Below are 14,243 nucleotides of genomic sequence, written 5' to 3' on the forward strand. Positions count from 1 at the left end.
TGTCAACGTGACGTCATGACCACCATGGAACAGCAGTTTCCGCAGGCGGAAGCGACACCTGCGGGGGACCCGGCGCCCGGCACCTCCAGCGCGTCCACCGTCCCGGCATCGCCCGGCCCGGCGCTCACCGTGACGGCCGCCGTGCCCGGCGGGCCCGCCGTGCCGGAGAGTCCGGCCGAGCGGGCGGAGCAGCCTGCCGGGCACGGGCGGTGGCGGCGGTTCGGGCCGCCCGCGCTGCTGCTGGCGGCGACGGCGGCGCTGTACCTGGTGGGGCTGTCGCGGTCGGGGTGGGCCAACCCGTACTACTCGGCCGCCGCGCAGGCCGCGTCCGCGAGCTGGAAGGCGTTCTTCTTCGGCTCGCTGGACGCGTCGAACTTCATCACCGTGGACAAGACCCCGGCGGCGCTGTGGCTGATGGGCCTGTCCGCGCGCGTGTTCGGGGTGAACTCGTTCGCGATCCTGCTGCCGCAGGCGCTGTGCGGCGTCGGCGCGGTCGGGCTGCTGTACGCGACCGTCCGCCGCTGGGCAGGGGAGGCGGCGGGGCTGCTGGCGGGCGCGGTCATGGCGACCACCCCGGTCGCCGTGATGATGTTCCGCTTCAACAATCCCGACGCGCTGCTGGTGCTCATGCTGGTGGCGGGGGCGTACGCGCTCACCCGCGCGCTGGAGCGCGGCCAGACCCGCTGGCTGCTGCTCGCCGGGGGCGCGGTCGGCTTCGGGTACCTGGCGAAGATGCTGCAGGCGGTGCTGGTGCTGCCCGCCTTCGGCCTGGTGTATCTGCTGTTCGGGCCGCCGAAGCTCGGGAAGCGGCTGTGGCAGCTGGCCGCCGCGGGCGGCGCGATGATCGTCGCGGCGGGCTGGTGGGTGCTCGCCGTGGAGCTGTGGCCGGACGGCTCGCGCCCCTACATCGGCGGCACGCAGGACAACAGCATCCTGGAGCTGACCCTGGGCTACAACGGCGTCGGGCGGCTCACCGGCGAGGAGACCGGCAGCGTCGGCGGCGGTGGCGGCTGGGGCGAGACGGGCTGGCTGCGGTTGTTCGGCGCGGACATGGGCGGCCAGTCGACCTGGCTGTTCCCGGCGGCGCTGCTGCTGCTCGGCGCGGGCCTCTACGCCACCTGGCGGCGTCCGCGCACCGACCTGGTCCGGGCCGGTTTCGTGCTGTGGGGCGGCTGGCTGCTGGTCACCGCGGCCGTGTTCAGCTTCATGGCGGGCATCTTCCACGCGTACTACACGGTCGCCCTGGCCCCGGCGCTGGGCGCGGTGACCGGCGCGGGCGCGGTGCTGCTGTGGCGCCTGCGCGCGCTGGCCTGGGCCCGCGCGACGGCGGCGGTCGTCGTGGCGGCCACCGGCTGGTGGGCGTACACGCTGCTCGGGTACAGCGCCGACTTCGTGCCGTGGCTGCGCTGGACCGTCCTGATCGGAGCACTCGCCGCCGCTTGCGCGCTGCTGGCCGCCGCGCTGTCACCGGCTGTGCTGCGCTCGGCCTGGTCGCGCCGCGCGGTGGTGACCCTCGCGCTCGCCGTAGGCCTGGCCGGACCGGGGGCCTATGCACTGCAGACCGCGGCGTCGGCACACACCGGCGCGATCCCGACCGCGGGACCGGCGGTGACCGGGGGCAACGGCATGCGCGGTCCTGGCGGCATGCCCGGTGGCTTCGGCGGTCGCGGACCGGGCGGATTCGGCCAGCGCCAGGGCGGCGGCCAGCCGACGGGCTTCCCCGGCGGCATCACGCCGGGCGGCCAGAACGGCACAGCTCCCGGTGGGACCGGCCAGAACGGGGCGGGTCAGGACGGCACGGGCCAGGCCGCCGGGCAGAGCGGCAGGCAGCGGTTCGGGCAGGGGATGCGCGGCGGCATGGGCGGGCTGCTGGGCGCTTCGGAGCCGAACGCGGAACTGAAGCAGGCGCTGCTCGCCGATGCGGACCGCTACGACTGGGTGGCCGCGACCGTGGGCGCGAACAACGCCGCGGGTCTCCAGCTGGGCACCGGCGAGCCGGTGATGGCGATCGGCGGGTTCAACGGCTCGGACGACGCGCCGTCCCTGGAGCAGTTCCAGCGGTACGTCGCCGAGGGGCGGATCCACTGGTTCATCGGCGGGTCCGGGTTCGGGGCCGGCTCGGGCAGCCGGGTGTCGTCGCAGATCGCGACCTGGGTCACCGAGCACTACCAGGCCGCCACCATCGGCGGGCAGACCGTGTACGACCTCACGAAGGCCGCGTCATGACGGCCCCGGCTCTGGCCCGCCGGGCTCCGATCACCCGCTCGGACGGCGGCGCGCCGCTGCTGGACGTGGTGGTGCCGGTCTACAACGAGCAGGCCGACCTGGAGCCGTGCGTACGGCGGCTGCACGCGTACCTGGCCGAGCAGGTGCCGTACCGGTTCCGCATCACGGTGGCGGACAACGCCAGCGTGGACGGGACGCCGCAGGTCGCGGCGCGGCTCGCGGCGGCGCTGCCCGAGGTGAGGGTGGTACGCCTGGAGGAGAAGGGGCGCGGGCGCGCGCTGCGGCAGGTGTGGTCCACGTCGGACGCGGCGGTGCTGGCGTACCTCGACGTGGATCTGTCCACCGACCTGGCCGCGCTGCCGCCGCTGCTCGCGCCGCTGGTGTCGGGGCATTCCGACGTGGCCATCGGCACCCGGCTGGCGGGCCAGTCCCGGGTGGTGCGCGGCGCCAAGCGGGAGTTGATCTCCCGCTGTTACAACCTGCTGCTGCGCGGGACGCTGGCCGCCTCGTTCTCGGACGCGCAGTGCGGGTTCAAGGCGATCCGCGCCGACGTGGCCCGGGAGCTGCTGCCGCTGGTCGAGGACACCGGCTGGTTCTTCGACACCGAGCTGCTGGTGCTGGCCCAGAACGCGGGGATGCGCATCCACGAGGTGCCGGTGGACTGGGTCGACGACCCGGACAGCCGGGTGGACATCGTGTCGACGGTGGTGGCCGACCTGCGCGGGGTGGCCCGGCTGAGCCGGTCCCTGCTGACCGGCTCGCTGCCGATGGCCCGCCTGCGCGACCAGCTCGGCCGGGGCCCGCTGGCGCCGGCGCCGGACGCGGGCGGGCGGCTGCTGCGCCAGGTGGTGCGGTTCGGCCTGGTCGGCGTGGCCAGCACGCTGGCGTACCTGCTGCTCTTCGCGCTGCTGCGGCCCTCGCTGGGGGCGCAGGGCCCGAACCTGCTGGCGCTGCTGCTCACCGCGGTCGCGAACACGGCCGCGAACCGGCGGCTCACGTTCGGGGTGCGCGGGTCGGCCGACGCGCTGCGCCACCAGGTGCAGGGCCTGGCGGTGTTCGCCGTCGGGCTGCTGCTGACCAGCGGTTCGCTGGCGCTGCTGCATACCGTGACGGCGGTGCCCGCGTCCGGGGTGGAGCTCGGGGTCCTGGTCGCCGCGAACCTCGCCGCCACCCTGGTCCGCTTCACCCTCCTGCGGGCTTGGGTGTTCCGCGTACGCTGACAGCCCGATCATGAAGAAGGCGGGTGCGGTATGCGGCTTATGTGGAGAGCGTCCGCTAGCCTGCCAGGGTGCGCACGATGACGGCCGGTGACGGCAGCGGACTCACCCAGCGGCAGCGCCGCATCCTGGAGGTCATCCACGAGTGGGTGACGCGGCGCGGCTACCCGCCGACGCTGCGCGAGATCGGCCGGGAGGTCGGCCTGGCCGCGTCGTCCACCGTCTCCTACCACCTGCGCGAGCTGGAGGAGAAGGGCCTGCTGGTACGCGACAAGGGCCGCCCCCGGGCGCTGTCGGTGGCGGTGCCGTTCGGCGCGGACGGCGGCATCCCGCAGCAGCGCGACGCGAACGCGGTGCGGGTGCCGCTGCTGGGCACCATCGCCGCGGGCGGGCCGATCCTGGCCGAGGAGTCGCTGGAGGAGGTGCTCACCCTCTCCCGCGACCTGGTCGGCCACGGCACCCTGTTCTCGCTGCGGGTGCGCGGCGACTCGATGGTGGACGCGGCGATCTGCGACGGCGACGTGGTCGTCGTACGCCAGCAGCCGACCGCGTACAGCGGGGAGATCGTCGCGGCGATGATCGACGGCGAGGCCACCGTGAAGGTCTACCGGGTGACCCGGGGGCACGTGGAGCTGGTGCCGTGCAACGAGGCGTACCAGCCGATCCCCGGCGACGACGCGGTGGTGCTGGGCAAGATCGTGGCGGTGGTGCGCCGGGTGCGTTAGCCACCCACCGGGACGCGCTCCGGCCTGGTCCATCCATGGTGTTGACTGTCAGGATGCGTGCCTGGGAGGACGAGTTCGCCGAGTTCGCCACCGCGCTGGCGCCCGCGCTGCGGCGGCAGGCGCGTGAGCGCTGCGGCGACTGGGCGGTGGCCGAGGAGCTGGTACGCCGCACCCTGCTGCGCCTCTACCGGCACTGGCCCGCGCTGGGCTACGAGCCGCCCGAGGCGTACGCCCAGCGCACCCTGCTGCGCTCGCTGCGCCGCCACCGCCCGGGCGAGGACGCGTCCGGCCCCGAGCCGCCGCTGCACCTGCCGGCCGCCGAGCTGATCACCGCCGGGCGCCGGTTGCGCCGCCGCGACCTGGTGTTGAGCACGTTCCTGACGCTGGCACTGGCCGCCGGGGTGGGCTTCGCCATCGTGGTGCTGCGGCCCGACCGGGGCGGCACCCTGCCGCCGGAGGAGGTGGACTGCATGGCGGCGGTGCCCGGCCCGACGCCGCTGCCGTCGCTGACCCGCTCCCCGGTGCCGCCGCCCCCGCCGCAGGCCGGCGGCCGGTTCGGGGTGGACCGGTTCGCCGTGCTCGCCGGTGACCTGCCGCTGCCGCAGGCCGAGCCGGTGCGCGCCGACGCGGAGCTGGTGGAGCGGTTCGCCTGCCTGATGGCCGAGCTGGTGGTGACCCGGGTCAACCCGCTGGGCCTGCGCCGCGCCGACCTCGGCCTGTCCGACGGCGGCGACACCCGCGCGCTGGCCCCGCTGCCCGACCCGCAGCTCGCGCCCGGCGCGCTCACGGTCAGCCTCCAGCTGGTCAACGGCAACGGCTACGGCACGCTCACCGTGTCCGTCGCGCCGACCACGTACCGGCCCGACCTGGCGCACTGCGACCGGCTCACCTGGTGCGGCTTCAGCACCGAGCTGGACGGCGGCGGCGTGCTGGAGCAGTACGGCGTGCGCGAGCAGCCCGAGGACCGCCGAGCCGGCTTCTCCCTCGGCCTGGAGGCGCAGCTCTGGACGGTCACCATCTACACCGGCCACACCCTCGTCATGGTCACCATCACCAACACCCCCGACCCGCTCGCCGCGCAGTCCGCCAGCCAGCGCAACCCGTCCCTGGGCATGTCCATCACCCAGTTCTCCGCCGACCCCCGCCTCGCCCTCTTCGACCCGCCACCGCCCTCGCCCTGACGATCGATCATGAGGTTGTGGCCACGACACGCCGCCGAGCCGTGCCACAGGTTCATGATCAACGTGTCGGGGTGGCGGGCCAGTAGGGGTCGGGGGCGTGGATGAGGGCGGCGGCGCCGATGAGGCCGGCGTCGGTGCCGAGGTGGGCGGGGCGGAGGGTGATGCCGGAGAGGAAGCCGAGGCGGCCGTAGCGGGCCAGGGCCTCCTTGAGCGGGGGGAAGAGCAGGTCTGCGGCGTGGGCTACGCCGCCGCCGATGACGACCTGGTTGAGGTCGCACATCGCGGCCGCTGAGACGATGCCGGCCGCGAGGGCGTCGGCGGAGCGGGTGAAGGCGGCCAGGGCGACCGGGTGGCCGCCGCGCGCCGCGTCGGCCAGGTCGCGGGCGGTGCCGTCGCCGGTGGGCCGCCAGCCTTCGCGCAGCGCGTACCGCACCATGCTGGGCCCGCTGGCCAGGGCCTCCACGCAGCCGCGCCCGCCGCAGGGGCAGGGTTCGCCGGCGAGGTCGACGACCATGTGCCCGACGTGCCCGGCGTTGCCGGACCTTCCGGTGAACGGGCGCCCGCCGTGGATCAGGCCGCCGCCCACCCCGGTGGAGACGACGAGCACCAGCAGATCGTCGTGGCCGCGCCCGGCGCCGCGCCAGTGCTCGCCGATGGCCGCGCACACCCCGTCGCCGGCCAGCCGCACCGGCACCCCCGGCACCACCTCGGCCAGGTGGTCCACCAGCGGGAAGCCCCGCCAGGCGGTGATGTTGACCGGGCTGACGGTGGCCCCGGCCAGGTCGAACGGGCCCGCCGTGCTGGTGCCCACGCCCGTGATCGGACGGCCGCCCGCCGCCGCGGTCAGGCGTTCGAGCATGGCGCGCAGGCCCGCCCACACCTCGGCCGCGGCGTCCGGTCCGGGTGCCGGGCGGGGGGTGGCGATCCGGTCGGCGGCCAGCACCGTCCCGTCGGCGGTGACGAGCCCGGCGGCCATCTTGGTGCCGCCGATGTCGACGGCGAGGGCGAGCGGTCCGGCGGTGCGCTGCGGCATGGGGGCTCCTGGGGAGACGGGACTCCCAGAGAGTATGACAACGTTGTCCAGCCGGTGCGGGCCCCCGTCCCCCGTGACCGGGTACCGTACTGGCCGTGACGAGCGAGCAACGCGCCGGCGGCGGCCGGGCCGGACGCCGCCCCACCATGGTCGACGTGGCCAGGCTGGCCGGGGTCAGCCTCAAGACCGTCTCCCGCGTGGTCAACGGCGAACCCCACGTCCAGCGGGCCATGGCCGACCGGGTGCTGGCCGCGGTCGCCGAGCTCGGCTTCCAGCGCAACCACATGGCCAGCGCCCTGCGGGCGGGCCGGCCCAGCGCCACCATCGGCCTCATCATCGAGGAGCTGGCCAACCCGTTCTACTCGACCATCGCGCACGTCACCGCGGAGATGGCCCGCGAGCGCGACACGCTGCTGCTGTCCGCCTCCTCCGAGGAGGACCCGGGCCGCGAGGAGCAGCTGCTGCGCGACCTGTGCTCCCGCCGCGTCGACGGCCTGCTGGTGGTGCCCGCCGGCTGCGACCACTCGTTCCTGCACGGCCAGATGGAGCTGGGCATCCCGGTGGTCTTCCTGGACCGCCCCGGCACCAACATCGACGCCGACGCGGTGCTGCTGGACAACCGCGGCGGCGCCCACAGCGGCGTACGCAGGCTGGTCGAGCAGGGGCACCGGCGCATCGGCGTGCTGCTCGACTCGGTCGACGTGCACACCATGCGCGAGCGCCTGGCCGGGGCGCAGGAGGCGCTGGCCGACGCGGGCATCGGCTACGACGGCTCGCTGGTGCGCGACGGCGTACGCGATCCCGCCACCGCCGCAACGGCCGTCGCCGAGATGCTCGCCGAGCCGCACCCGCCGACCGCTTTCCTGACCCTGAACAACCGGATCACCGTCGGCGCCGTCCAGGAGCTGTGGCGGCGCGGCAGCGACGCGGCCCTGGTCGGCTTCGACGACTTCGAGCTGTCCCACCTGATGCCCCGCCCGCTGACGGTCATCGCCTACGACACCCGCGAACTCGCCCGCCGCGCGACCCAGCTGCTCTTCGACCGCATCGACGGCGACCGCTCCCGCCCCCGCACCATCGTCCTCCCCACCGACCTCGTAGACCGCGGCCTGAGGTAAGGAAGGGCACCTTCTTAACGGATTCCGTAGTAGAAGGTGCCCTTCTTAACGCTGCCGAGGTCAGGCGGCGTTGGTACGGAACACCGGCAGGTAGCCGCCGGAGTGGCCGGTGGCCATCGGGTGGTACGAGATGCCGAGGTCGGCGAAGTTCAGCGCGTGCAGCCACTTGTCGCCGCTGCACAGCTGGTGCCCGACGAAGATGGACCGGACGTCGCCGAACTTGAACCCGTGCTGGGCCGCCGTGGTCTTGGTGAGGTCGTCGACGAGGTTGATGCCCTCGTTGATCTTCGCGCGGGAGGTGGCGCTCAGGCCGACGCAGGTCGTGTTGAGCTGGTAGAACACCGGGTAGCCCAGGACCACGACCTTGGCGTTCGGGGCGCGCGACCGGATCGCGTTGTACACGTTGTTCAGCAGGCCGGGCAGGTTGGCGCGGGCCTTGTCCTCGGCGCGCTGGACCGCGGCGACGCACTCGGTGGTGCCGTACAGCGCGCAGGTCTTCATGATGTCGGCGAAGCCGATGTCGTTGCCGCCGACCGAGATGCTGACCAGGGTGGTGGTGCTGCTCAGCGCCGACACCTGGGAGCTGACGACGGTGGCGGTGGTCGCGCCGGAGCACGCCTTGGAGACGTACGAGGCGGGGGCGTTCGCGGCGGCCCACAGTGCCGGGTACGCCTTGGTGCTGCGCTGGCAGGAGCCGCTCTCGGAGGTGTAGCTGCCGGCGCCGACGCCGGACGAGTAGGAGTCGCCGAGCGCGACGTAGTGGACGGTGGAAGCTGCCTGGGCGGGGGTGGCGACCAGGGCGACCAGCACGGACAGGGCGGTGGCGAGCCCGGCCGCGGCGGTCAGCAGGCGCGATCGAGTCAAGGTGTCCTCCGGGTAGGGGATCGATCGATCGCATATGGATATCAGCTGTTAGTTCGATTGTGAAGATGTGAATTCGCAAGTGTTGCAAGATGTTTCGGACCTGCGGTAACGCACGGTACCGGCGACCATATTGGACAAGTTCCGACGTTCAAGCAGCTCATCATGCCTATAACTTTGATGATGGACTATCTGCTTCCGGTGGCTTAAGGTGGCGGTTCGATCCGGTACCCAGCGCCGCGTGCCGGATGCGGCAAGTTCTTGCGGCACTGTCCGGCGCGCCCGGCCGCCGTTAGGCTTCCGCCATGCGGATCATCGAAGGGGCGGGCCGGTGGGCGGCGCCCGTGCCCGGCACGGCCAACGACTGGGTGGAGCACCTGCGGGTGCCGGACCTCTCGGTGGGCACCTACTGCATCCCGGCGGGCGGGCTCGACGACCAGAGCCCGCACGGCGAGGACGAGATCTACGTGGTGACCTCGGGCCGGGCCCGGATCGTCACCCCGGACGGCACCGCGCAGGTCGGCCCCGGGTCGGTCATCTTCGTGCCCGCCGGGGAGGAGCACCGGTTCGACGAGGTGACCGAGGACCTGGCGCTGCTCGTGGTGTTCGGGCCGGCGTACGGCTCCCGCACCCCGGGCGCCTGACCGCCCGGTCCGCCGCGCCGCCGGGGGAGGATGGGCGCATGACACGAGCCGTGCTGATCGACTGCGATCCGGGTATCGACGACATGATGGCGCTGCTCACCGCCTGTGCCAGCCCCGAGCTGGAGCTGCGCGGCGTCACCACGGTGGGCGGCAACGTCGGCATCGAGCGCACCACCCGCAACGCCCGCGCGGTGCTCGCCCTGGCCGGCCGCGGCGACGTCCCCGTCGCGGCAGGCGCGCGGCGGTCCCTGGTACGCGGGGTCACCCGGCACGACTCGGCGCACGGCGACGACGGCCTCGGCGGCATCGACCTGCCGGCGCCCGGCGGCCGGGCCGATCCGCGGCCCGCGGCCGAGTTCCTCGCCGCCGCGGTGGCCGCCTCGGCCGAGCCGGTCACCCTGTTCGCGGTCGGGCCGCTGACCAACGTGGCGCTGTTCTACGCGGCGTACCCGGACGTCGCGGCGACGCTGGACCGGCTCGTCGTCATGGGCGGCTCGATCGGGCCCGGCAACATCACGCCGGCCGCCGAGTTCAACGTGTGGTTCGACCCCGAGGCGGCGTACCGGGTGCTCGCCGAGCCCGAAGTGGCCGTGCCGACCACGCTCGTGCCGCTGGACGTCACCCGCCGGACCGGCCTCGACGAAGGCGATCTCGACCGGCTCGCGGCCGCCGGGCCGATCGGTGACCACGCGGCGCGGGCGCTGCGCGGCTACCGGCACGGCGCGGGGCCCGCGATCCCGGTGCACGACGCGGTCGCGGTGCTGTCCGTGCTGCATCCCGAGCTGATGACGGTGCGGCCCGCGGCGGTGGACGTCGAGACGGGGCTCGGGCCAGGCCGCGGCGCCACCCTGGTCGACCTGCGGGCAGACCCGGCGACGGCGCCGACGGTGGACGTGGTGGTGGACGCCGACTCCCGTGCCGTCGTGGCGGCGCTGCTCGACCGGGTGACCCGGCTCGACCGGCCCTGACGGGGACGTTTGCGCTCCTCGCGGGCGTGGTAGGGGAGCGGCATGAGTGAGGGACGAATCGAGTCGCGCGCGGAGAGGCTGCTGCCCGAGGAACTCGCCGTGGGCAGCGCGGATCCCGAGGCGCAGGCCGAGGCCATCCTGGCCGAGTCGGACACGAGGACGGCCCGCGCCCAGCACGGGCCGGACGAGCACGCGGAACGCCGTACCTCCGACGAGGCCGCAGAGTAACCCGCCCGCGCTTCACCTGGAACGACGGCCTGTCACGCCGGATCCGCCGGATTCGACGAGACAGGCCGGCGGGCTGTGGGTGACGTCAGAGGGCGGGAATTCAGCGCGTACGCCGAGGAGGCGTACCGGCCGGCCGGGGCTGAACCGGTCCAGGGCGGCCAGGGCGGCGCGCTCGACGGCGGCCGGGTCGGTGGTGGCAGTGGGCAGCGTCTGGCCGTGAGTGCGGGTGGTGAACGGGGCGTAGCGCACCTTCACCACCACCCGGGCGGCGGGCCGCTCCTGGCCGGCCACCTCGTCCGCCACCTGCGCGGCGAGCGCCAGCAGCTCCCGGCGTACGTCGGCCCAGTCGTCGAGGTCGGTCTGGAAGGTGACCTCCCGGCCGAGCGAGCGGGCCACGTGGGGCGCGGCGCTGACCGGGGTGTCGTCCTCGCCACGGGCGAGCCGGACCAGCCACGGGCCGGTGGCGGGGCCGAGCTGCGCGGCGAGCGCCTGCGGGTCGGCCGCGGCCAGCTCGGAGACCGTGTCCAGGCCGAGGCCGGCGAGCCTGCGCGCGGTCTTGGCGCCGACTCCCCACAGCGCGCTGGTGGGCAGGCCGCCCATGACGGCGTACCAGTTCGCGGCGGTGAGCACGAATAGCCCGGCGGGTTTGCCGCGTTCGGTGGCGAGCTTGGCGCGCAGCCGGTTGTCGCCGATGCCGACGGTGCAGGCCAGGCCGGTGGCGTCGTGCACGCGCCGCTGGATGTCCCGCGCGGCGGTTTCGGGATCGTCCGTGTCGGCGGCGAGGAACGCCTCGTCCCAGCCGAGCACCTCGACGGGGTGGCCGGTGTCCCGCAGCGCGGCCATGACCAGCGCCGAGGCCTGCTCGTACGCCTCCCGGTCGACGGGGAGGAAGACGGCGTCCGGGCACTTGCGGGCGGCGACGCGCAGCGGCTGGCCGGAGTGCACCCCGTAGGCGCGGGCGGCGTAGGAGGCGGTGCTCACCACGCCGCGCTGGGTCGGGTCGCCGTCGCCGCCCACGATCACGGGGCGGCCGCGCAGCTCGGGGCGGCGCAGCAGCTCGACGGCGGCGACGAACTGGTCGAGGTCCACGTGCAGCACCCAGCCGCTCACGGTCCCATCGTGACCGGGGACGGGGCGCCGGATGCGGCGTACCGGCAGATAATGGGTGGAGACCGACACGCAGGGGGTCCGGATGTCCCGGTCGCGGGCGATGGGGTGGCTGGCCGCGGTGCTGCTGCAGGCAGTGCTGGCCGGCGCCCCGGCCGCGGCCGCCCCGCCGCCGGCCGAGCGGCCGTGGCCGCCGCCGCGCCCGGGTGCCGCCGCGCCGCTGGAGCGGCCGTGGCCCCCGCCGCGCCCGCCGGGCGCGGTGCCGGACACCGCGCCGGGAGCGGCCGGCGCCGTGCTGAAACTCGGAGGAAACATCCTCTGGTGATCGCGTGATCCATGTTGGATACTGCGTGGATCGCTGATGATCTCCGATGGCAGGGGTGACATGCCCACCCGACCCAAGGTTCCCGCGACCGGTGTCTCCCTGCTGCGGCTGGTCATCGATCTCGGTGAGGCCCCGCCCGCGCACGAGCTGATCGGCACGGTCCGGGCGCTCACTCACCTGTACGAGATCGGCCTGCTCGCCGGTGCGGCCGCGGGCGGCTCGCGCTTCCGTGACGACGCGCTGACGCTGCAGCGGATCGGCGAGCGGGTGCGCTCCGACGACGCGGCGGCGGGCTCACCGCTCGGGACGGGGCAGGCCCAGCGCCTGGAGGTCGCCCGCCGGCGGTACGAGCGCTCCGCGAACGAGATCGTGTGGGCGGCCCCGCTGCGCATCCAGTCGCTGGCGGTGCAGCGCCCGCTCGACATCGCGCTGACCTATCGCGCGGTCACGGCGCCGGTACGCGGCTACGGCGCGGCGGCGCTCGGCGGGATCGGGGCCACGGTGCTCAGCGTGCAGGTCCACCACCAGCGGCAGGAGGCTCAGCTGGAGCCGGTGCCCGAGGAGGCGCGCGACGGGCTGCTGCGCGGCGCGGCCGAGGACGGGTTCTGGCAGTCGTTCGGGCACGAGGCGCGCGGGCTGATCGTCGCGGCGGACCGGGAGAAGCTGGGCCGCTCGCTGCTCTTCCTCGCCCGCAGGCGTCCCCGGCTCGCCTGAGCCCCGCGGAGCTGGTCCCCGGCCAGGGGAAGTGCGCCGAGGGCCGTGCCCACGGCCACGGCGGCCAGCACCAGGCGGTGGTCGACGAGTTCGATCGCGCCCGCGCCGAGCGCGATGGCGCCCGCGGTGGGCCCGAACACGGCCGTGGTCGCGGCGGCCGACACCCGGCCGATCAGCGCGGCGGGGGTGCGCCGCTGCACGGCGGTCATCACGGCGATCACGGTCCAGGGCAGGCCGGCGCCGATCAGGACCCGGCCCGCGGTGACCACCGGCAGCACCGGCACGCACAGCAGCAGCGTGCCCAGGGCGGCCAGCCAGGCGCCCCACCGGGCGAGCGCGGGCTCGCCGCGCCGGTCGAGCAGCCGCGCGCAGAGCAGCCCGCCCAGCAGCGAGCCCGCGCCCTGCGCGCCCGTCAGCACGCCCGCGAACTCCGGCGGACGGCCCAGGTCAGCGACCACCACCAGGTACGAAGCCGCGTTGCCCAGCCCCGACAGGCCCACGGCCGCCGCCCCGGCGACGGCCAGGCCGCGCAGCGGCCCGTCCTGCCACAGGAAGCGCAGCCCGGTCCGGGTGCGGGCGAGCAGCGAACCCGCCTCCCGGGCGGAAGGCGGCACGGGTCCCGGCCGGAGCGCGGCGTAGCAGGCCGCCGCCACCGCCAGCGTGCTCGCGGCGAGCAGTGCGACCGGGGCGCCGCCCCACCAGGCGAACAGCGCCGCTCCGGCGGGTGGGGCGACGAGTTTCACGCCCTCCTGGACGCTCATACGCAGGCTGTTCAGCCCGCCGAGCCGGTCGCTGGGCACGGCGGCCGGCAGCAGCGCCGCCTCGCCCGCGTCGAGCAGCACGAAGCTGACCCCGTACGCGGACATCACCGCGAAGATCAGCCAGGCCCGCCCGGGGCCGTCGACGAGCAGCAGCAGCGGCAGCAGGGCGGCCGTCACGAGCGCGGTCGTCACGAGCAGCCGCTGCCGGGGAGCCGGTCCACCAAGGTGCCCAGCACGGGACCGGCGAGGGTGGGCAGGTAGACGCAGAGCCCGCACAGCGCGGCCAGGCTCGCCGAACCGGTCAGCGCGAGCACCCACACCGGGGCGGCCAGGGACATGGCCGTGTTGCCGAAGCCCGCGCTGAGGCTCACCCCGAGGAAGAGCCGGGCGTTGCGGTCGCCGAGCAGGGTCGTGCCGCGGTCCATGACGAACCCCCGTCCATGACTTGAGTCTGAGAGGCTCACATCATGTGTGGCAGGCCGGACACTGTCAATGTGGACGGCGGGGGCGCGGCGGGGCCTCCGCGGCGGCCGGCGCGGCAGCGGCGAACGCCTCCCGCAGCCGGCCGACGGCGACCCTCAGCAGCACCGGCCGGGCGACCAGGTCCACCCCGGACAGATCGGCGAGGGCGTGCTCCACCAGCGCATACAGGGGTCCGGGTGGCGCGTCCGCCGCAGTCGCGAGCCCGCTGCGCGCCAGGGCGGCCCGGGGGTGCGCGCCGTCCCAGGAGGGGTCCGCGGCGAGCTCCCCGGCTGCCGTGCGGGCGGCGGCCCGCAACTCCGCCACGGCCGGAGTGTCAACACAGAATTGACAACCGCCGGCGCTGAGGCTCCCCAGCTGCTCGGTGAGCCGCGCCGCCCGCTGCTCGGCCGCCTGGCGCGACCGCAGCCCCAGCGCCACGGCCACCCGCGCCCAGCTCACCCGCTGCCGCCCCCGCGCCGCGACGAGCAACTCCAGCTCCGCCCGGTCGACCGCCGTACGCAGCTCCCGCAGGCGCTCCAGCGCGCCGACCACCTCATCGGCTCCGCCGTCAGCCGCGTCCAGGACCCGCCGGTGCAGCTCCAGCCCGGCGGTGGCGACATGGCGGCGATGCGCATCGGCGGCAGCGTTCACGCTGCCATGCTCACCGCCTGGC

Annotated in this window: 15 protein-coding genes; 9 read left to right on the forward strand and 6 right to left on the reverse strand. The window is 74.9% G+C overall.

Annotated features, from left to right (window positions below; all coding sequences use genetic code 11):
• The first annotated feature begins 15 nt into the window (after nt 1–15).
• The 4 genes from Cba03nite_RS16090 to Cba03nite_RS16105 all read left to right on the forward strand — a co-directional run bounded on the left by Cba03nite_RS16090 (nt 16) and on the right by Cba03nite_RS16105 (nt 5,349).
• The gene (locus Cba03nite_RS16090; protein WP_239125775.1) at nt 16–2,226 is read left to right on the forward strand and encodes a glycosyltransferase family 39 protein; all 2,211 of its coding nucleotides are present in this window, start codon (nt 16–18) and stop codon (nt 2,224–2,226) included.
• Entirely contained in the window at nt 2,223–3,446 is a 1,224-nt protein-coding gene (locus tag Cba03nite_RS16095; protein WP_203746535.1) for a bifunctional glycosyltransferase family 2/GtrA family protein, read from the forward strand. Before Cba03nite_RS16090 ends, Cba03nite_RS16095 begins: the two co-directional genes overlap by 4 nt.
• A gap of 77 nt (nt 3,447–3,523) precedes the next feature.
• Nucleotides 3,524–4,168: a transcriptional repressor LexA gene (gene lexA, locus Cba03nite_RS16100; protein ID WP_203746634.1), complete on the forward strand. Its 645-nt coding sequence runs from the start codon at nt 3,524–3,526 to the stop codon at nt 4,166–4,168.
• Nucleotides 4,169–4,221: 53 nt separating this feature from the next.
• Nucleotides 4,222–5,349 (forward strand): RNA polymerase sigma factor, encoded by a 1,128-nt coding sequence (locus Cba03nite_RS16105; protein ID WP_203746536.1) that lies wholly within the window; start codon nt 4,222–4,224, stop codon nt 5,347–5,349.
• A 58-nt stretch (nt 5,350–5,407) separates the two neighbouring features.
• Here Cba03nite_RS16105 and Cba03nite_RS16110 read toward each other — a convergent pair whose 3' ends face one another.
• Nucleotides 5,408–6,382, reverse strand: a complete 975-nt coding sequence (locus tag Cba03nite_RS16110; RefSeq protein WP_203746537.1) for an ROK family protein — start codon at nt 6,380–6,382, stop codon at nt 5,408–5,410.
• 146 nt (nt 6,383–6,528) lie between these two features.
• Here Cba03nite_RS16110 and Cba03nite_RS16115 point away from each other — a divergent pair, with 146 nt between their 5' ends.
• Nucleotides 6,529–7,500 (forward strand): LacI family DNA-binding transcriptional regulator, encoded by a 972-nt coding sequence (locus Cba03nite_RS16115; protein ID WP_203746636.1) that lies wholly within the window; start codon nt 6,529–6,531, stop codon nt 7,498–7,500.
• A gap of 60 nt (nt 7,501–7,560) precedes the next feature.
• Here the strand turns inward: Cba03nite_RS16115 and Cba03nite_RS16120 are convergent, their stop codons facing one another.
• Entirely contained in the window at nt 7,561–8,364 is an 804-nt protein-coding gene (locus Cba03nite_RS16120) for an SGNH/GDSL hydrolase family protein (RefSeq protein WP_203746538.1), read from the reverse strand.
• A 302-nt stretch (nt 8,365–8,666) separates the two neighbouring features.
• Here Cba03nite_RS16120 and Cba03nite_RS16125 point away from each other — a divergent pair, with 302 nt between their 5' ends.
• Genes Cba03nite_RS16125 through Cba03nite_RS16135 form a run of 3 tightly spaced genes read left to right on the forward strand, consistent with a single transcriptional unit; the run spans nt 8,667 to nt 10,201 of the window.
• Nucleotides 8,667–9,005 carry a cupin domain-containing protein gene (locus tag Cba03nite_RS16125; protein WP_203746539.1) on the forward strand — a complete coding sequence of 113 codons (339 nt, stop codon included), beginning with the start codon at nt 8,667–8,669 and terminating at the stop codon, nt 9,003–9,005.
• A 38-nt stretch (nt 9,006–9,043) separates the two neighbouring features.
• The gene (locus Cba03nite_RS16130) at nt 9,044–9,973 is read left to right on the forward strand and encodes a nucleoside hydrolase (RefSeq protein ID WP_203746540.1); all 930 of its coding nucleotides are present in this window, start codon (nt 9,044–9,046) and stop codon (nt 9,971–9,973) included.
• 42 nt (nt 9,974–10,015) lie between these two features.
• Nucleotides 10,016–10,201: a hypothetical protein gene (locus Cba03nite_RS16135; RefSeq protein WP_203746643.1), complete on the forward strand. Its 186-nt coding sequence runs from the start codon at nt 10,016–10,018 to the stop codon at nt 10,199–10,201.
• 12 nt (nt 10,202–10,213) lie between these two features.
• Here Cba03nite_RS16135 and Cba03nite_RS16140 read toward each other — a convergent pair whose 3' ends face one another.
• Nucleotides 10,214–11,311 carry a DNA polymerase IV gene (locus Cba03nite_RS16140; protein ID WP_203746541.1) on the reverse strand — a complete coding sequence of 366 codons (1,098 nt, stop codon included), beginning with the start codon at nt 11,309–11,311 and terminating at the stop codon, nt 10,214–10,216.
• An 82-nt stretch (nt 11,312–11,393) separates the two neighbouring features.
• Here Cba03nite_RS16140 and Cba03nite_RS16145 point away from each other — a divergent pair, with 82 nt between their 5' ends.
• Nucleotides 11,394–11,633 (forward strand): hypothetical protein, encoded by a 240-nt coding sequence (locus Cba03nite_RS16145; RefSeq protein WP_203746542.1) that lies wholly within the window; start codon nt 11,394–11,396, stop codon nt 11,631–11,633.
• A gap of 539 nt (nt 11,634–12,172) precedes the next feature.
• Here the strand turns inward: Cba03nite_RS16145 and Cba03nite_RS16150 are convergent.
• From Cba03nite_RS16150 to Cba03nite_RS16160, 3 genes are all read right to left on the reverse strand, one after another.
• Nucleotides 12,173–13,300, reverse strand: a complete 1,128-nt coding sequence (locus Cba03nite_RS16150) for an MFS transporter (RefSeq protein WP_203746544.1) — start codon at nt 13,298–13,300, stop codon at nt 12,173–12,175.
• Complete coding sequence (locus tag Cba03nite_RS16155) at nt 13,297–13,533, reverse strand: hypothetical protein (protein WP_203746546.1); 237 nt, start codon at nt 13,531–13,533, stop codon at nt 13,297–13,299. Before Cba03nite_RS16155 ends, Cba03nite_RS16150 begins: the two co-directional genes overlap by 4 nt.
• A 64-nt stretch (nt 13,534–13,597) precedes the next feature.
• Nucleotides 13,598–14,221 (reverse strand): hypothetical protein, encoded by a 624-nt coding sequence (locus Cba03nite_RS16160; protein ID WP_203746548.1) that lies wholly within the window; start codon nt 14,219–14,221, stop codon nt 13,598–13,600.
• Nucleotides 14,222–14,243: the final 22 nt, after the last annotated feature.

Source organism: Catellatospora bangladeshensis (genome assembly GCF_016862575.1).
Taxonomy (GTDB): Bacteria; Actinomycetota; Actinomycetes; order Mycobacteriales; family Micromonosporaceae; genus Catellatospora; species Catellatospora bangladeshensis.